This is a genomic window from Bacillus sp. MM2020_4, from assembly GCF_011250555.1.
Lineage (GTDB): Bacteria > Bacillota > Bacilli > Bacillales > Cytobacillaceae > Neobacillus.
In genome coordinates this window covers 15,100-33,157 of the sequence record NZ_JAANMZ010000049.1, presented here as the reverse complement: position 1 = coordinate 33,157, position 18,058 = coordinate 15,100, and the positions used below count along the sequence as shown (strand labels likewise).

Below are 18,058 nucleotides of genomic sequence, written 5' to 3'. Positions count from 1 at the left end.
TTTTATTACAGTAGATACTTAGTTTGAAGTATGTAGTGTTAAAGTTCCTGTAAAGATTAGTAGAGTCCATAAAAAACAAAATAGACTTTCCCGTTTTGCCGGAAAAGCCCATTTTAACAAAAAATTCCTTCTTCTACAAAATCAATTAGAAAGCCCAATTTCCTTTACGGAAAATTGGCTCACGTGTACCATCAGGTAATTCACCATCAATCTCCATCTCCGCACAACCAATCATGAAATCAACATGAGTTATACTCGAATTTAGTTCTACTTCCTTAAGTTGCTCTTTCGTCATTTTCTCTCCATCTTCAATACAGTTAGGGAAACCGAACCCTAATGCTAAATGGTTTGCAGCATTTTCATCAAATAATGTATTTAGGAAAAGGAGGTTTGTGTTAGAAATAGGTGAGTCATGTGGCACCAGGGCGATTTCACCAAGATAATGGGAGCCTTCATCTGTTTGTACCAGGTTCTTTAATACTTCTTCACCCTTCTTAGCTGTAACATCCACAATTCTACCATTCTCAAAAGTTAATTTGAACTCATCAATTAAATTACCCGCATAACTAAGTGGTTTTTTACTCGAAACGACACCGTTCACACCTGAACGTAATGGCGAAGTGAAGACTTCCTCAGTTGGCATATTTGCAACAAATGGAACACCATGTCGATTTTCGGTTCCACCACTTCTCCAAAGATGTTGAGGATGAAGCTCAATCGATAGATCTGTGCCTTCCGCTTTGTAATGTAACTTCTTATATTTCTTTTCATTTAAATAAGTGGCTTTTTGGAGCAAGTTTCCAATATGATCTTTCCATGCCATTACAGGTTCACTTTCCCCTACACGCACTGAACTGAAGATGGCATCCCAAAGTTTGTCTAGGCTATTTGTTTCGCCTGTAAAAACTTTATCTGCCCAGGCTTGACTTGGAGCAGCGCAGATGACCCAGCTTACATCATCTTGTTGTTCTCGCCATTTCACCATGGCTTCACCACTTACTTTTTGGTAATTCGCAATTCGATTTGGATCAACTTTTGATAATAAATCCGGATCCTCGGAAACGATAAATAAAAATGCCGCATCCTTATCAATCAACTTCTCGCGTTGAGTTCGCTCCCATTCGGGAAACTCTGTGAACACATCGTCTGATGCTCTCAAATACCGTGAGAGTGTAATTTCAGGATCAATATAGTCCACATACACATTTTTTGCACCAGCATTGTACGCCTCGTGAGTAACAGCTCTAGCAAATGGAATCGTATCCACACTAGCTCTTACATAAAGGACTTGGTTCGGTTGAACGTTTAATCCCACTTTTACAACCAATTCTGCATAGCTTTTTAATTTTTCCTCAAACGTTTTCAAAAATATCGCTCCATTCATTGTTAATTTATCATGAGTACTGTTGAAGATTGTATTTTATACTCTTATTCATAAAAAACCACCTTGTGGGGATTATTTACGTTTATATTTATTCCACATTTTTGGCTTAATTTCCTTCTTTACCTATCCTGCTCTATTTTTTCAACAGGAAAATGCGTTTACTCGGATTGTAGAAACTCACCTTGAATGTATAGCTTTTTGTACATCAACTATAAGTAAAGGATCGCCGCAGCGATCCCTATCTTTAACTCTTGCCCACTATAGTTTCTAGTGTAATAGTTCACAAAACTTCTAATGAATATTATTCTTTCTGAAATTGCCACCCTTCACTTCGGCCATATCATATACTGTAACAAAAGATTTTGGGTCTATTTCGCTAATAATTTCTTTTAGTTTCGTTTCTTCTAAGCGATTAATGACACAGGTAATTTCAATAAACCTTTCGTGAGAATACCCACCATAAACCTCATTAAACGTTGCACTTCTTCCTAGGCGATCACGAATAGTCTTTACCATTAATTCAGGACTGGTTGTGATAATCTTAAAGGTTTTAGAACCACTTAAACCTTCTTCTACAATGTGAATTACTTTAGATGCAATAAAATAAGCAATTGCTGAGAGAATGGCTCCTTGTAAACCGAATACGCTTGAAACGATCATAAATACAAATACGTTCAAGAAAAGAATAAAATCGCTTGTACCAAAAGGCAATTTTCTCGATAAAAGGACGGCAAGCATATCAATTCCATCTAACGCTCCACCATTACGCAAGGCTAATCCCATTCCAAAACCAAGGATAATACCTCCAACAACGGTTATTAATAATGTATCCCCTTGAATAATTGCCGGTGTATGGTGAAATACCATTGTACCAACTGAAAGTGAAACAATACCAATTATCGAAAAAATGGCGAAAGTTTTTCCAATTTGTTTATAGCCTAACCAAATAAATGGGATATTTATAATAGCAATTAGGGCTCCTAATGGCAGCCCAAATAATTCAGAAACAACAATGCTTATACCGGTTACTCCTCCATCCGATACGTTATTTGGGATTAATACTGTTTCCAGCCCATATGCTGCTATAACCCCCCCAAGAATAACTAATATTCCTCGTAAAATCATTCTAAATTTAATGGTTCTTTGCTTCTGGGTTGCACTCATAAATTTCCTCTTTTCCTATACTTTTGTATTTAAGCATACCATAAATCTCCTTGAACTTTTAAGGTTGTTTAGGCAGAAAAAAACGAGATCGTTCTCAGCGATCCCATCCGGAGCCCCGTTTGTTTAAGTAATAAGCTGGTTTCGTGCAATAAGAAAAAGGTTGCCGCGGCAACCTGATTTTAAAGTAAAGCTCAATAGAGTTTAAGTGCTATTCTTTACATGGTTGTTTTTAAATCAGAATACATTAATGAAACCTCCATATTTTTTAAAGAGTATTGTCCGAAAAGTAAGGAGGTTGAAACACTTATAGTCCAAGAAGCTGCTTTTTTTTAGCTTCGAATTCTTCTTCGGTAATGATTCCAGAATCTAAAAGTTCTTTAAATTTTAAAATCTCTTCAGAGGGAGAAGTATTGGCAGATGGCTGTGGATTACTTTCTTGCTAAGACAAAGTAGAAAACATTAGTTATAGCATCCATTCATTTATAAAATAAGAGGATATCTTTACTTGTTCGACACTATTTTGCTACTATTTAGTTTTTTTATACTGCATAAATTATAATATTTAATCTTCTCTAACTACTGTAAAACATAATGGAGATAAATAATTCTAACAGCTAACACAAACTTATCCTTTTTCGTATTATTTATTTAGATATCCATTCATATTTAATATCAGGTAAATTTTCTTCATTTTCGTGCCCTCTATCAATGATTTTAAATCCATTCTTTTCATAAAATCGTTGTGCGGTTTCATTTACTTCAAATGTATATAATGTTAATCCCCCGCTTGAATGTTCTTTTACCTTGTCAAGTAATGTTTGACCAATACCGATTCCTTGATAATCAATATGAATGTAAAGTTGGTTTATCTCCCTATCATTATAGGCGATCATTCCAACAACTTTGTCATCCATTAAGGCTAAATCTATTTGATATTGTTTGGGTAATATATTATTTAAAAAGTATTGATGATTTTCAAAGCTATGAATTTCTTTCTGACCAATAGCTCGTTCCTTACTATCTCGCCACATTTTCACTGTCTGTTCAGTATACATCGGATTATACTGAGTTAGTATGAATTTAGTTTGATTCACCACAAAACCTCCTTAAGATTTTTTACTGATTTAGTGCACATAGAAGAATAGATAGAAACAAATACATAATAATCCTCTACTTTCAGGACATTCGTATTCCTTCAAAACGGTTGGTATTGCCCCATTAGGTAGACCGAAAAGTGGGAAAAACCTAAAATCCCGAATGAACAATATTCCTCAACTGGACGACCAAACTTTTAAACTCCTTTTCCCTTTCCAAATAGTATAGCGATGCTTGTAGCAAAGGGTGATTTGGTTCCGCCTTTCTAACCTCCATCTGGATAAAACGGCAAATTTCTTTTAGCTCCGAACGATATTTGGCACTGGACGGAAGAGTCTCAAGGACCAAATCCATCTTCAGAAACAGCTCAGTAAGGATTTGTTCCTTGTCTATTTGGCGGTCCTCGAACCCCCAGCTTAAATACCTATCAAAAGAAGCCTGTTTCAGAAGAGGCTTTCGATTGGAATCCCTCATATGCTTCGAGAGCACATTGAGTTTGTCCAAAATGAAATTTGCCGTTTCCTCGAGCGATAACGATTTTTCCTCATAAACAAGCCAAAATAGATACTCCTTCAAAATCGCACGATAGATGGAAACCATATCCCATAGATACGGATAGATTTCTTCACCGTACATTTCCAGCAAGCAGTCTCTATGCCATCGGATGAGCCGCCCCCTAAACTGGTGTCTTAACGGTTGGAACTTGGGATCCTGTTGTATGGGGAGCTCCGTAAATTCGACAAGAATATGCTTGTACTCTATAAAATAACGAAAACGCTGAATGATCTGTTGCAGAAACTTCTCTTTTGAAGTGAGTTCTGGAAGGCGTGCCACCTCATCGACTTGATCAAAATAGACATTAAGGCATTGATTAAACACCTCGCTGAATAAGTCTTCCTTAGAAGGGAAAAATTTATAAACTGATCCCTTGGCTATGCCACAATCCTCAGCAATATCCTGTATGGTTGTTGAAAGAAAACCCCGTTCTTTAAAAAGCTTCGTCGCCGATTTTATAACTTCTTCCTTGGTCACACTCATAAACAAAATCCCCTCACTTGACTATTTATGAATTAGAGTACAAAATATTAAACATAAAGTCAATGACCCTGTGCTTATTATTTATAACTCAAGGTCAAATATAGACAACGAGGAGAAATAGGAAAATGGAAAAATTGTTGAATTTGCAAAAAACAGCGTTGGTTGTCATTGATTTGCAAAAATGGCTAGGTAGCAAATATGCTCCTTATTCTGCTGAGCAGGTTGTTTCTAATGCAGCCGCCTTGGCAGATGCCTTCCGTGAGCACGGCTCGATGGTTGCACTAATCCGAGTATCGAGCAAAGATATGAAGGATATCCCGAAGCCGAAGCTGGATTCACCGTCCCCACCACTATATTTGCCGGAAGAATGGGATCAAATTGTCCCGGAATTGAAAGTAGCCGATACGGATCACGTCATCACCAAGAAACAATGGGGAGCTTTTTACGGAACGGAGCTTGATCTGCAACTGCGCCGCCGCGGAATCGACACTATCGTCTTATGCGGCATTGCTACCGGGATTGGTGTGGATACGACCGCTCGGGAGGCGTTTATGCACGGGTATCAGCAGATTTTTGCTATCGATGCAATGACCGGGTTTTCCGAAGCGGAGCACGATCACGTGAAAAATAATATTTTCCCACGCATTGGGCGAACTCGCACAACGCAGGAAATCCTCTCTGCCCTTGCGGAAGCATGACTTGTTCAGATGTGGCCTCGGATTTACCACTTGGTTCCTGGGGTCCTTTTTTTATTTAAAAGTTCTAAGTTTTAAGTACACCTTTTCTCCCTGATTATGGGAACCTTTACTGCATAGTATTTTCTTTTTTATTCAACAAACCGGCTTCATCGTTTAACAAGAAAAAAAACGCCCACAGCGACCTCCATCTTTAACTCTACGCCCACAATACTTTTTCACAAACTTGTCCTTTTCTTACACGTCTTTTATGTCAGAAATACGCACATATCTACTTGTATTTTGAAAATTAATCAGTTATACTGATTATATGTTAAGATGATTATATACGGAGGTGAATATTAATTTTGCAAAAATGGAATCAATCTTATGGTTTTTTGCTTGGAAAAGTTCTCCAGAAAATGGAAACTCAGTTTGCTGAGGGTCTTGCACCATATGATATTAACGCTAGACAATACGGGGTGCTTTTATTTATAAATGGAAACCCTTATTCATCACAAAAAGATATATCTGAAAACCTACAAATTGATCGGACAACAATGGTAAGCCATATCGATCACTTAGAATCATTAGGATTTGTAGAGAGGACAAGGAATCCTAATGACAGAAGGTCCTATAGCCTATTGATTACTTCAAAAGGGAATGAAGTATTAGAATCACGTTGGGATTTTCTAATCGATATAGAATTAGAAGTAATAGCCCCTTTAAGCGATCATGAAAAACAATTGTTGAAGGAGTTCCTTATTAAAATTTGGACTACACTATAAAACGGGAGGTAACATATTTATGAATGCTCTTGATTATTTTAATGCACGTTTAGAAGCAACGATTAGCCCTATGGATTATTTGAAATTGACACAAGTTGATCCAGAAAAATACTTTTTGATTGATGTAAGAAACGGCCCTAAACAGGTCAGAAGTTTAACAATTAAGGATGCTGCGATCATTCCCCAACAAGAGCTGCCCGTTCGTTTACATGAAATTCCGAAAGATAAGGAAATTATTGTTTACTGTTGGGATGTCTGGTGTAACACTGCTGCCAAAGTAGCAACGTTTTTATTAGAACGTGGATATAAAGTAAAAGAGTTGACTGGGGGAATTGCGGCTTGGAAAGAGATGAACTTTCCTGTTTCAGATTCTTCTCAAGATGTTACCCTGTCTGATAGTTGTGGGTGCTGACTCTAGCGCAAAATACTGGAGTTTTTCTTTCGATTGGGTCATTTAGAGATCAGTGAGAGAGATTTTAACCTAATAGCAGAAAAAATGATTAATGAAAAAGGAGATTAGAATGTTTCAATCTCCTTTTTACTATAGTCAAAAGAAATCACAACTAAAAAACCTTCTTCAGAAAAACCGCCTACTTAGCTCAACAAGAAGAAGATTGCGTAGCGATACATATCTTTAACTCTTGTACCTAATCGTTGGTTTAGCTTACTATCAAGCCTAAAATAAATGGTGTAATGAGTAGCAAAAGGGAAAGACAAATTAGCATTAATGAAAAAGGCTTTGGAAGTTTTTCTCTACCCTTTCCTTTATACCAACCGAAGAATTGTAGTTTATTCCTATATAAAACAAAAAGTAATAATAATATCGCTATTGAACTAAGCCAGGAATATCTCTCTGTTACTTCATTGCTGGTATAAATATTTCCAATAATTGCCCCCACCAAGCCACCAAGAAAAATAAATATAAAAATAATTCGAATTAACTCTAACATAATCCTCATTTTTACCTGCCTTCCAAAAGACAATCCTCTAACGGAGTTTCTCTTTTACTTTACCATTTTCTCCAACAATTTAATAATCCTATTGTTTTGTTCGACTAGGATGTCACTATTTCTTTTTATCATATACGTCCATATTACAAGAAAAACCATTACCAAAGGCATTGCGATTGTAAATAGGAATGACCCAAAACCCATTACTCCCATCATAAAAATCCCCACCCCTTTTTTCTAAATCATATCATATAGGAGATCCCAGTATCTTACATACTGTGAATTTTCCTTGAACTACACTATCCGTTAGTATGATAAGCATAGGGTGATATATAAAATGCCATTTATAATGTTTTCAGGTTACCAATCCTTTTTTGCCTAAACTATCTTTAAAATCAGAATTGACCCTAAATATTTGACATATAATAATAAGAGGTGAATGAAATGGATAAACATCTGAAACAAACATTCGATATAAATTTTTTAAAAATCGGCATAATTGCTAATGCTGGAGTTTTACAAATTGGTACTGGGGCAGGGACCATTCAACGTACCTCTCACATTGCTGGCTATACGACAATTGGCACTACATTAGGATCTCTTTCAGCTCCTGCCGTCCCACTTCAAGCACCAGTACGTCAAAAGTAAAAATTTCCATCCTGCACTTGCATTCATTTATTTTCCATTCTCATGTCGCAATTTGAATCCTTTGTTCTTCTGTATCATATACGAATGAAGACCAAGGGGACCACTTTGTTAGGATTAAATCGAAGGACTTAAACGTATTGAATTTGTTCTGATCAATAGGGAATAATCCACCATTTTTAATAATGGTGGATGCCCTTATCACGAATTTAATTTACTAACCTAATAAGGAGAAAAATTAACATGCTTCAACTAATATTGCAATTCCTTGGCCTCCCCCAATACAGAGAGAAGCAATTCCGAACCGCCCGTTTCTTCTCTTTAATTCTAGGATAAGTGAATATAGAATCCTCGCCCCGCTTGCTCCAACAGGGTGTCCAAGAGCGATCGCCCCGCCGTGAACATTCGTCTTTTCCCGGTTTAATCCCAGTTCCCTCTCAACAGATAAATACTGTGAAGCAAAAGCTTCATTTACTTCCAACAAATCAATATCTTGTATCGTTAGATTTTCCTTTTTTAAGAGTTTTTGGATAGCCGGAATGGGACCGATCCCCATTAATGTTGGTTCAACCCCTGCGATGGCCCAGGAAACAATACGGGCCAGCGGTGTTTTACCATGCTTGGAAATAAAGGAGTCACTAGCAACAACAAGTGATGCAGCCCCATCATTAATTCCACTGGCATTCCCAGAGGTAACCGTTCCTTCCTTTTCAAATGCGGGTTTTAATTTTCTTAAAGCTTCGATACTAGTATTTTCCCGAATATGCTCATCATCTGTGATCAATATATTTCCCTTTTTATTCTTTACTTCAACTGGTACGATTTCCTTTTGAAATACCCCCCTTTTTCTCGCAGAAGATGCCCTTTGTTGACTTTGTAACGCAAATTCATCTTGTTCTTCACGTGATATTTTATATTTCTTTGCAATATTTTCAGCTGTAACCCCCATACCAATTCCACTATACTCATCCGTGAGCGTCGCCCACAACATATCATCTAATTGCGGACTCTTTATGCCTGTTCCGAAGCGGCTGCCATACATGACATATGGGGACTGACTCATATTTTCAGTTCCACAAGCTAAACCTGCTTCACCCTCCCCTAATAAGATAGACTGGGCAGCAGATATGACTGCTTGCAAGCCTGAGCCGCACAAACGATTAACCGTTAAGGAAGGGCTGGTAATGGGAAGTCCTGATTTTAACGCAATATGCCTGCTTAGATAGGAAGCATTACGGGCAGTGTGGATCACGTTTCCTACAACAGAGAAGTCAATATGGTTTGCTTCAATACCACTTCGTTTGATCGCTTCTTTACTTGCGGTTACCCCGAGTTCTGTCGCCCTCACATCTTTTAACGATCCTCCAAATGAACCGAACGGTGTCCTTGCTCCTTCTAAAATATAGATCTCTTTCATTTTCATTCATCCTTTCTTATTTAAAATAGGATTGTCATCCCTTACCTAATTCCATTTTTCAGTAATCCCCAAGCCTTTACGGGCCAGATTTTATTCATTAATAGGAATAAAACCCCCTTTTGGTTTTTCTACCCAAATAGCTACTCCGAACCATCTTTCGCAATAATGGAGCTGGGCGGTATTTACTATCTGAAAACTCATCGTATAATACATCCATCACCTGTAAGCACACATCTAAACCGATTAAATCGGCTAAGGCTAGTGGACCAATCGGATGGCTTGCACCTAATTTCATGGATTGATCAATTTCTTCAGCCGAGGCAACTCCTTCCATCAATAGAAAGACAGCTTCATTGATCATAGGAACTAACATACGGTTTACTACGAAGCCAGGAGCTTCATTTACTTCAATCGGTACTTTTCCAATTGAATGGATAAACTCTTTACTTCTCGTAACAATCTTCTCATCTGTCCGTTGGCCACGGATCACTTCTACTAGTTTCATCATGGTGGGTGGATTAAAAAAATGCAGTCCTATCACTTGATCTCGTTTTTCAATATACGACGATATTTCACTTATACTAATCGATGAGGTATTTGTAGCTAAAATCGTTTTTTCATCACTGATTGTATCCATTTGTTTAAATACGGCACTTTTAATCTCCTTCTTTTCGGGTACAGCTTCGATGATGAGATCAAAACAAACGTGTGGTAAGGTAGAGGTTGGTTCTAGGTGCGATAAAGTGGTTTCTTTTTGTTGTGAATCTATTTTTCCTTTTTCTACTAAAGTATTAAGCTGCTTTTCAATACCGCCCATTCCCTTTTCAAGCTGTTCTTTGGATTGATCGAACAATGTGACCTCATGGTTATGGTGTGCAATAACTTGTGCGATTCCTGCCCCCATTGTTCCTGTTCCGATAACGAGAACCTTCGACATGATCATTTCCTCCCGTTTTTTGTCTCATACTATGTAAAAGAAGCTACATAAAATGAAGCCGAGCAGCTGCAAATGGGCATCTACTCGGGCGCAAATAAATGTATGGTTCGATGTAAATTAACTTGTTACTTCATTGGGTGCCTCTGTATCCTTGACAATTTCCGAAGCAAATTTAATCTTTTCTCCCCAATTAATGGATCTTTGAATGACGACTTTTTGTGCCTGCGGTGATCCAGCACCATGCATACATTCGATAATTGGTGTCGAGCCTGTCATATTTTCAATCAGACGTCCCATTTTAATTCTTTGAATAGGATCTACATTTTCACCGGTACGATAGTATTTATGAATATAAGGGGCGATCCGTGGGTTATCTAATTCTTTTTCAGATGGTAATGTGGCAACAAACCCACCTGCTAAATCCTGTGAAATCTTAGTTACTTCCGGATAATAACGGGCAGTGTTGAGTTTAGAAGTATTTGCCAGTACCGGATCAACAAAAGCCGTCCCACATCCAGATGTAGAACAATTAAAGGAACAGGCAAGGGCTCCACTATACATGGTTTCAACTAAGTGGGCCATTTCTGAAAGCTTTTCCTTCACATGACTAGCTTTTGAGATTCCATGCATGTCCGCAAGAGAAGCTGTCGCTCCAATCAACACATCAAGATTTCCGGCCTTGCAGGCACCATAGTTTTGACGATGGTAGGAAGCGAAGCGGTCAACCAGTTTTCCGGTATACTTGGTTTCTTTATACATAAAAACACGTTCCCAAGGCACAAAGACATCTTCAAAAATAATCAGTGCTTCTCCGCCAACCACACCATATTTGGCATTTCCTTGATCAATTTTTCCTTCCCATTTCCGGCTGTCATTCACCTGCCGTCCAAAAACATAGACAAGCCCTTTTTCATCGGCTGGAACGGCAAACGATATGGCGTAATCTGCATCGTTTGGCGTCATCGCCGCACCCGGCATCACTAAAATTTGATGTGAATTAACGGCACCGGTCTGGTGCATCTTTGCACCGCGAACCACAATCCCGTCTTCTCTTTCTTCTACCACCCTGACATACTGATCAGGGTCTTGTTGTTCGGACGGTTTTTTCGACCGGTCACCTTTTGGATCAGTCATCGCTCCATCTGTCATATAGTCATTATTTTGCGTATCAATTAAAAATCGTTTAAATCGTTCATGATAATTCGTCCCAAGATCGCGGTCCATCTCCCATGTGGTTGAATAAAGAGTGATCAAGCCGTCCATTCCCACACATCGTTGAAAGCAGGTCCCTGTTATTTGTCCCGCCACCCGTAGCATCATCGCTTTTTTAACAAGATCTTCTTGATTCTGCGGAATATGGGTCCAGCGGTTTATTTTCTTTCCGGTCAGATGGGAGGTAGCACTGCCAAGTTCTTCGTATTCTTCTTCTGTCCCCAATTTATAAGTGACAGATGCTGCATTAATATGCGGTCTCATCGCCGGATGATCGACGACATTTTCAACCCTTTCTCCCATGAAATAAACTTCCTTCTTTTGTTTGCGGAGACTTTCAATATATTCTTCTTGTGTCATCATATATATTTTCCTCCTCTTCTCCAATTAAAGACCCAAACGACCATTCCTAATTTTACAAGTGAGGATCCTTTATTCCATTCGCAGCACTCTACGGATTCTATATATGAATCGGAATAACACCCTTTCATTCTACCAACCCATGGTTAAGTCGATTGAATATAATCCTTAACATTTAATTGATATTCACTTGCCCAACGATATAAGGTACTTGCCGAAACACCCAGCTTTTTGGCTGCCTGAGAGACGCTTCCACTATTTTTCAATGTAAAAATTAATGTATCTTTCTTGGTTTCATTTGCCAATGATTGATATAAATTCAAGTCATTATTTTCAATTTGGATGGACGAGCGAATATAAGAAGGAAGATGCTCCTCGGTTACAATCGATTCTTCGCAAAAAATTTCAATTTGCTCCATCACATTTTTGAATTCCCGTAGATTGCCGGGCCAGTCGTATTCAAAAAAATAGGTAAGAACACCATTACTGACCTTTTTGGTAGGAAGAAAATGGCTAATAAACAATTCAATATCTTGTTTCCGTTTATTCAAAGGAGGGATCTGTAGAGAAATAATGTTTAGACGATAAAACAAATCTAGGCGGAATTTATTTTCTTTCACCAATTGAAACAAATCCTTATTGGTCGCAGCGATAATACGGACATCAATAGGGTTTGACAAATGGGATCCGACTGGAGTAATTTCCTTTTCTTCCAAAACCCTAAGTAAATGAGCTTGCAGTTCGAGCGGCATATCACCTATTTCGTCAAGAAAAATTGTACCGCCATTCGCAGCTTCAAATTTCCCCTTTCTTCCTCCCCTGGCGGCATTTGTGAAGGCACCTTCGACATAACCAAATAGTTCACTGGCTATGAGATCTTTTGGAATGGCCGCACAATTGATGGCAAGAAATGGTTTGCTTTGCCTCATGCTTTCATTATGGATGGCCTGGGCAAAAAGTTCTTTACCTGTTCCACTTTCACCCGTTATCACTATGCTTTTATCCGTGCAGGCTGCCTTTTGGGCACGTTTAATCGCCTGTTTAAACAGGGGGGCCTCACCAATGAGCGAAGAGAATACGTATTTTGCCTTCAGCTTATTGGTTTCCTTGTTTACTTTCTTTTTGAGGATGATAATACTACCTATATGTTCATTCCCATCATTAATTCCTCTCATGGTAAAAATCAACTTGTGTTTTTCATCATGGGGCATGCCAATTTCTTCCTGAAAAATAACTTCATTTCCTTGGATTGATTCTGATAGGTACATCGAAAATGGGTGTAAATGTTCAATATCTCTTAGCCTGCATTTGCCAACATTCATGGGTAGCTTCAATAAATGCGACGCCATCTTATTGGCCTGAATAATTTCTCCAAAGCGGTTGACAATGAGAATGCCGTCTGAAATAGAGTCAATTGCCGCGTTGAAGTAGTTGTTCATCATGTATGTTTCCTTCATGATTCCTTGCTGTTCCATCAGTTTTACGATGGTATCTGCGGCAGTTTTAACGAGTCCGAGAGAATGGGGATTGGCTGTTGGGATATAGCCTATTAACGTAATGGCTCCAATCAATTCATTAGTAAAGGGGTCGATAATCGGGGCGCTTGAACAATGGGAACTATGCCAAATGGCACAGTAATGCTCTGCGCCAATGATCTGAATGGCCTTTTCAGTGACCAAAGCGGTCCCGATTGCATTAGTCCCGATGGACTCTTCACTCATGTCAGCCCCAACCGTGAAGTTAATGGATGCAGCGTTCATGGCGATTTCACTGTCACCGCATAAATCAAGGACGATTCCATCCTTATTCGCAAAAGCAATTAAACTGTCAGTCCCTTTAACCATGTCAAATAAATCATCCATAAAGGGCCGAATAAGCGTCAAAATATTCTTGTTTTCTTGTTGAACTTTTATTAATGTCGTAAGGTCGCAAACCAAAGCTTGGTTGGCAAACGGGGTCACCCGGTGTTTAAGCGATCGCTTCCATGAACTTAAAATAACAGGACGAATTCCTTCAACCTCTCTCTTCTTAATGAAGTAATTCGTCCACATATTCTTTAATGTTTTTTCCGCTTGGGACGCTCCAAAGTTTCGATAACTGCCTTTCAATGTGTAAATAGGATCCAATTCCAATCACATCCCGACAAATGATTTCCCAATTAATACAATTCGACAGTCCCCGAAAAAAATCCCCCTAGAAAATACCTTTTTCCGTTTATTCTACTTTTCGCTAAGGTTTACAGAGCATACACACCGCCATCAACAGGCATAATCAGCCCTGTCACATAGCTAGATTCATCCGATGCAAGGAAGAGGGCAGCATTGGCGATTTCCTCCGGTTTACCCACCCTTCTTAGTGGACATCCTTCCGCGAATTTTTCGGCAAATTCAGGGACACTTAGAACTTCGGCTATCATAGGTGTGTCAATCGCGCCAGGGCATATGCAATTGACGCGAATATTATATTTACCGTAATCAACCGCCATGACCCGTGTCAATGCAACAACTCCCCCTTTGGCCGCGGTATAGGCGTCCGCTCCCGTTACACCGGCAATTCCATTTAGTGAGGCATTATTGACGATGCTTCCGCCATTTTGCTTCATCATTATAGGCAAAACATGTTTGGACAACAGATAAACACCGTTTAAATTGATCCCCAAAATACTGTTCCAATCGGATTGCGGGGTTTCAACTAATGAAGCCATTTTATACTTGGAATTGGCTGAAAATCCGATGCCGGCATTATTGAAAACAACATCAATTTTCCCATAACGATTTATCACTTCTTCTACCAATGCAACTATATTTTCTTCATTAGATACATCCGTTTTTATGAAGAGGGCCTGTTGTCCGTCATTCAAAATCTCCTTTTCTATCTGTCTTCCATTCTCTTCGTTCCACTCAGCAATTACGACAGCTGCTCTTTCTCTTGCAAATATTTTAGCAGCTGCTCTACCTTGGCCGCTTCCGGCTCCAGTGATAATGGCTACCTTATCTCTTAATCTCATAAACGATTCCTCCCGGTTAATGGTTATGACAATAAATCTGAGGCTTCCAGCTTTTCCAGCGCTATTTTTACATCATTTGTAAATTGGGCTCCTGTAACGCCATCAATAAACCGATGATCATAGCTAATTGAAAGGGTCATGATGGGGGCAACGACGATGTCGCCTTCCTCATTGACAATTGGAGTCTTTTTAATCGCTCCGGCAAAAACCAATGAAGATTGCGGAGAATTAATGATTGGTGTGCCATTTTCAATTCCGAGACTGCCCAGGTTGGAGACCGTAATCGTCCCATTTGCATAATCATCAATGGTTAATTGGTTCTTTTCAGCCTTCTCAGCCAATCTTCGAATCTCTTGGGAAATTTCAAAAACCGATTTAAATTCGACATTTTTTACCACCGGGACCACCAAGCCATTGCTACTGTTAACGGCAACGGAAATATTGACTTCGTTAAATACAATAATTTGTTGATCCTCGAAGCGGCTATTTACCATAGAATTATGCTTTAAGGCGTTTCCAACCGATTTGATCAAAATGTCATTAATAGAAATAGTACCAAGTTCCTTTTTTACCTTAAGGGCAGTTTCCATATTAACAGAAATCATCTGCGTAAATTGTGGGATGTTTCTCCAACTGTTTAGCATGTTTTCGGACATTGCCTTTTTCACATTATTTAAAGCGATTCTTTCTTTTACCATGCCAGTGGTTTCGGACTTAGCGAGTTTGCGGATGTCCTCTTCGGTAACAATTCCATCTTTGCCGGTTCCAACCACATTCTCAACGGTCACACCGAGTTCTTTGGCAAGTCTTCTTGCCCTAGGTGAAATTTTCCCAGCATTTTGTCCACTTTGCCCTTCTGCCCTACTTGTTTCCTCTTTCGGTTCCAATTTCAATGCAGCTGCAGCCGTTTCCGCTTTTGCTGTTTCGTCTTGAAAATATGCAGATACATCAATTTCCTCGTTTTCGTCGGCAATGACTGCAATAACGGTATTCACCGGCACTTCTTTCCCAGAAGGGACTACGATTTTTTTCAAGACTCCGGACTCTTGGGCCTCAATATCAAGCGTTGATTTTTCTGTTTCTAAAACAAATAGTAAATCCCCTTTTTCGACGGTGGTACCTTCTTCCACCAGCCATTCGGACACGGTTCCGTGTTGCATCGTAACACCAAGACGTGGCATTTTAATTTCTATCATTTTTTCACGCTCCTAAAATATGTCGATAGATAATTTATAAGTGCATTCTGTATAAAACTTTTAATTTACGGTGTTCCCGATATTTTTAAGGACGGGAACACCGACAGTACTTGATTTTAGTACTCCATTAATTCCTTCACAGCCTCGATAATCTGATCTTCGCTAGGTCTGTAGAATTGCTCTAAATAGATGCTTTGTGCGATTGGCACATCAGGACTGCCAATTCGTTTGATGGGTGCTTGAAGGTCAAACAGGGCTTGTTCGGAAATTTGGGCGGCAATTTCTGCACCGCAGCCACCCGTCTTCGGTTCTTCATGTACAATAAGAACCCGGCCTGTTTTACGGACAGATTGTAGAATCGTTTCCATATCAAGCGGAGCGAGCGTCCGAGGATCGACAACCTCAGCCTCCACACCAAGCTTCGCCAATTTCTCCGCTGCCTCCAATGAGGTCTGAACCTGAAGGGCCGTTGCAATGATTGTTACATCTTTTCCTTCCCTTTTTACATCAGCCTTGCCAAGCGGAATTAAATACTCTTCTTCCGGAACTTCCCCCTTCATAGCGTAAAGCAGTTTATGTTCAAAGAATAGGACGGCATTATTGTCGCGAATTGCCGTTTTTAACATACCCTTTGCATCATAGGGGGTGGAAGGAATCGCTATTTTCACACCCGGCGCATGCATGAACAAAGCTTGCGGGCTTTGGGAATGCTCAGGACCGGCTCCACCTGCGATTCCAACCGGCAGCCTTAGAGTAACCGGAACTTCCATTTGGCCGCCGTGCATAAAACGCCATTTACCCAGTTTGTTAAATACTTCATCGAAAGCGATACCAACAAAATCGCCAAATTGCAATTCAGGAATCGGGCGGAGTCCGGTAATCGCCATCCCCAGCGCTGCCCCAACAATGGTGGTTTCGGCAATCGGAGTATCAAAAACCCTTTTTCCTCCGAATTTTTCATATAAACCTCTAGTTATCGCATTAATACCACCGAATTTGCCAACATCTTCACCAAACAAAACCGTTTTTTCATCACGTTCCATTTCCTCATGTAGAGCTTCCACAATGGCTTCACGCATGGTTATTGTTTTTACTTTTACAGATGTACTCACAGTTACCACTCCTCCTTAGGCAAATAATCCTTCATAGATTCTTTCCGGGCTTGGAAGCGATGCATCTTCCGCTTTTTTGATCGCTTGTAGGATTTCTAGTTCTAGTTGCTCTTCCACATTCAATAGGTCATTTTCAGTGCAAATTCCGTTTTCAATGACTAGTTTTTTGAAATTTTTGATCGGATCTTTATGTTCTTTCCAATATTTCAATACTTCCGGATCGACATAATCGTATGTGTCGCCTTCAAAATGGCCGCGATGACGGAATGTTTTAGCTTCGATAAAGGTTGGACCTTCCCCACGTTTAGCCCTCTCCACCGCTTCCGACACACATTCACGCATCAATAAAACATCATTTCCATCGACAACACAGTTTGGAATACCATAGCCCCATGCCCAATCTGCAATATGTTCCCTTACAGAATGTGTTTCCTCTGTGGTAGAGGAAATGGCATAACCGTTGTTTTCACAAATATAGACAATCGGCAATTTGTAAAGACCGGCCCAGTTTAAGGATCCATGGAGTGGTTCTCTTGACGCAGCGCCATCACCAAAGTAAACAAGTGTTACGCGATCGGTATTTTGGATTTTTGCAGAATAGGCTGTTCCAACTGCAATATTAAATTGGGAACCGATGGTCCCACATTGTCCTAATACACCCCGTGATGGGTCTGCACTATGTACAATCCCTGCACCGAGTCCCCGGGTAGTTCCTTCCACAGTTCCCAAAAAGTCTCCATAGATTTTGGAAAGGGGCACGCCTTTAGCAATCTTTTGATTACAGCCGCGATGATTATAATAGATATAATCATCGTCACGAAGAATATTGGTAATTGAGCCTACTGAAACGCTTTCAGAACCAATTCCAGAATGATAGAAACCGGAAACCTTTCCTTCCATCATTAAGCGAATTAAATGCTCATCAAACTTCCTGATTTTCACCATTTCGCGATAGTACTTCGTTAACTCTTCCTTGCTGTATTTCTTAAGATTAATTTCTTTTTGATAGATTTCAGCCACTTTATTCACTCCTTCTTAAGATTAATAAAAATCTAGGTTAAGAATAGTTAGTAAGTAAA

The 18,058-nt window shown here is 39.4% G+C and carries 18 protein-coding genes; 4 read left to right on the top strand and 14 right to left on the bottom strand.

The window, feature by feature from the left end; genetic code table 11:
* Positions 1–145: 145 nt before the first annotated feature.
* The 5 genes from G6554_RS21420 to G6554_RS21400 all read right to left on the bottom strand — a co-directional run bounded on the left by G6554_RS21420 (position 146) and on the right by G6554_RS21400 (position 4,681).
* On the bottom strand, positions 146–1,366 hold the full coding sequence (locus G6554_RS21420) for an aminopeptidase (RefSeq protein WP_207343136.1): 1,221 nt from the start codon (positions 1,364–1,366) through the stop codon (positions 146–148).
* A gap of 309 nt (positions 1,367–1,675) precedes the next feature.
* Positions 1,676–2,548, bottom strand: a complete 873-nt coding sequence (locus tag G6554_RS21415; RefSeq protein ID WP_166245648.1) for a YitT family protein — start codon at positions 2,546–2,548, stop codon at positions 1,676–1,678.
* A gap of 304 nt (positions 2,549–2,852) precedes the next feature.
* Positions 2,853–2,939, bottom strand: a complete 87-nt coding sequence (locus G6554_RS25800; RefSeq protein WP_166245652.1) for an SHOCT domain-containing protein — start codon at positions 2,937–2,939, stop codon at positions 2,853–2,855.
* A 253-nt stretch (positions 2,940–3,192) separates the two neighbouring features.
* A complete protein-coding gene (locus G6554_RS21405) occupies positions 3,193–3,642 on the bottom strand; it encodes a GNAT family N-acetyltransferase (RefSeq protein WP_166245646.1) in 450 nt (149 codons plus the stop codon).
* A 151-nt stretch (positions 3,643–3,793) separates the two neighbouring features.
* A complete protein-coding gene (locus G6554_RS21400; protein WP_166245644.1) occupies positions 3,794–4,681 on the bottom strand; it encodes a TetR/AcrR family transcriptional regulator in 888 nt (295 codons plus the stop codon).
* 125 nt (positions 4,682–4,806) lie between these two features.
* Between G6554_RS21400 and G6554_RS21395 the strand changes: the two genes are divergently transcribed.
* From G6554_RS21395 to G6554_RS21385, 3 genes are all read left to right on the top strand, one after another.
* Positions 4,807–5,379, top strand: coding sequence for a hydrolase (locus G6554_RS21395; RefSeq protein ID WP_166245642.1), 573 nt, complete (start codon positions 4,807–4,809; stop codon positions 5,377–5,379).
* Positions 5,380–5,723: 344 nt separating this feature from the next.
* Positions 5,724–6,143, top strand: coding sequence for a MarR family winged helix-turn-helix transcriptional regulator (locus tag G6554_RS21390; protein ID WP_166245640.1), 420 nt, complete (start codon positions 5,724–5,726; stop codon positions 6,141–6,143).
* A gap of 19 nt (positions 6,144–6,162) precedes the next feature.
* Complete coding sequence (locus G6554_RS21385) at positions 6,163–6,555, top strand: rhodanese-like domain-containing protein (protein WP_166245638.1); 393 nt, start codon at positions 6,163–6,165, stop codon at positions 6,553–6,555.
* Between the two features lie 247 nt (positions 6,556–6,802).
* Here G6554_RS21385 and G6554_RS21380 read toward each other — a convergent pair whose 3' ends face one another.
* A complete protein-coding gene (locus G6554_RS21380; RefSeq protein WP_166245636.1) occupies positions 6,803–7,102 on the bottom strand; it encodes a hypothetical protein in 300 nt (99 codons plus the stop codon).
* Between the two features lie 435 nt (positions 7,103–7,537).
* On the opposite strand from G6554_RS21380, the gene G6554_RS21375 reads away from it, so the two are divergent.
* Positions 7,538–7,741: a spore germination protein GerPB gene (locus tag G6554_RS21375; RefSeq protein WP_166245634.1), complete on the top strand. Its 204-nt coding sequence runs from the start codon at positions 7,538–7,540 to the stop codon at positions 7,739–7,741.
* Positions 7,742–7,976: 235 nt separating this feature from the next.
* Here G6554_RS21375 and G6554_RS21370 read toward each other — a convergent pair whose 3' ends face one another.
* The 8 genes from G6554_RS21370 to G6554_RS21335 form a co-directional block, all read right to left on the bottom strand.
* Positions 7,977–9,155, bottom strand: a complete 1,179-nt coding sequence (locus G6554_RS21370; RefSeq protein WP_166245632.1) for a thiolase family protein — start codon at positions 9,153–9,155, stop codon at positions 7,977–7,979.
* Positions 9,156–9,252: 97 nt separating this feature from the next.
* Complete coding sequence (locus G6554_RS21365) at positions 9,253–10,098, bottom strand: 3-hydroxyacyl-CoA dehydrogenase NAD-binding domain-containing protein (RefSeq protein WP_207343085.1); 846 nt, start codon at positions 10,096–10,098, stop codon at positions 9,253–9,255.
* A 111-nt stretch (positions 10,099–10,209) separates the two neighbouring features.
* Entirely contained in the window at positions 10,210–11,667 is a 1,458-nt protein-coding gene (locus G6554_RS21360) for a 4-hydroxyphenylacetate 3-hydroxylase family protein (RefSeq protein WP_166245628.1), read from the bottom strand.
* 143 nt (positions 11,668–11,810) lie between these two features.
* Complete coding sequence (locus tag G6554_RS21355; protein ID WP_166245626.1) at positions 11,811–13,790, bottom strand: sigma-54-dependent Fis family transcriptional regulator; 1,980 nt, start codon at positions 13,788–13,790, stop codon at positions 11,811–11,813.
* A gap of 110 nt (positions 13,791–13,900) precedes the next feature.
* Positions 13,901–14,671: an SDR family NAD(P)-dependent oxidoreductase gene (locus G6554_RS21350; protein WP_166245624.1), complete on the bottom strand. Its 771-nt coding sequence runs from the start codon at positions 14,669–14,671 to the stop codon at positions 13,901–13,903.
* A 23-nt stretch (positions 14,672–14,694) separates the two neighbouring features.
* On the bottom strand, positions 14,695–15,867 hold the full coding sequence (locus tag G6554_RS21345) for a dihydrolipoamide acetyltransferase family protein (RefSeq protein ID WP_166245622.1): 1,173 nt from the start codon (positions 15,865–15,867) through the stop codon (positions 14,695–14,697).
* Between the two features lie 116 nt (positions 15,868–15,983).
* Positions 15,984–16,979 (bottom strand): alpha-ketoacid dehydrogenase subunit beta, encoded by a 996-nt coding sequence (locus tag G6554_RS21340; RefSeq protein WP_347564335.1) that lies wholly within the window; start codon positions 16,977–16,979, stop codon positions 15,984–15,986.
* Positions 16,980–16,994: 15 nt separating this feature from the next.
* Positions 16,995–17,999, bottom strand: a complete 1,005-nt coding sequence (locus tag G6554_RS21335) for a thiamine pyrophosphate-dependent dehydrogenase E1 component subunit alpha (RefSeq protein WP_166245620.1) — start codon at positions 17,997–17,999, stop codon at positions 16,995–16,997.
* Positions 18,000–18,058 lie beyond the last annotated feature (59 nt).

What these genes read in the sequence shown, in the direction of transcription:
- G6554_RS21345 (WP_166245622.1), bottom strand. Translation starts at nt 15,867, where the DNA reads ATGATAGAAATTAAAATGCCACGTCTTGGTGTTACGATGCAACACGGA.
- G6554_RS21380 (WP_166245636.1), bottom strand. Translation starts at nt 7,102, where the DNA reads ATGAGGATTATGTTAGAGTTAATTCGAATTATTTTTATATTTATTTTT.
- G6554_RS21400 (WP_166245644.1), bottom strand. Translation starts at nt 4,681, where the DNA reads ATGAGTGTGACCAAGGAAGAAGTTATAAAATCGGCGACGAAGCTTTTT.
- G6554_RS21365 (WP_207343085.1), bottom strand. Translation starts at nt 10,098, where the DNA reads ATGATCATGTCGAAGGTTCTCGTTATCGGAACAGGAACAATGGGGGCA.
- G6554_RS21370 (WP_166245632.1), bottom strand. Translation starts at nt 9,155, where the DNA reads ATGAAAGAGATCTATATTTTAGAAGGAGCAAGGACACCGTTCGGTTCA.
- G6554_RS21415 (WP_166245648.1), bottom strand. Translation starts at nt 2,548, where the DNA reads ATGAGTGCAACCCAGAAGCAAAGAACCATTAAATTTAGAATGATTTTA.
- G6554_RS21385 (WP_166245638.1), top strand. Translation starts at nt 6,163, where the DNA reads ATGAATGCTCTTGATTATTTTAATGCACGTTTAGAAGCAACGATTAGC.
- G6554_RS21375 (WP_166245634.1), top strand. Translation starts at nt 7,538, where the DNA reads ATGGATAAACATCTGAAACAAACATTCGATATAAATTTTTTAAAAATC.
- G6554_RS21350 (WP_166245624.1), bottom strand. Translation starts at nt 14,671, where the DNA reads ATGAGATTAAGAGATAAGGTAGCCATTATCACTGGAGCCGGAAGCGGC.
- G6554_RS21395 (WP_166245642.1), top strand. Translation starts at nt 4,807, where the DNA reads ATGGAAAAATTGTTGAATTTGCAAAAAACAGCGTTGGTTGTCATTGAT.
- G6554_RS21360 (WP_166245628.1), bottom strand. Translation starts at nt 11,667, where the DNA reads ATGATGACACAAGAAGAATATATTGAAAGTCTCCGCAAACAAAAGAAG.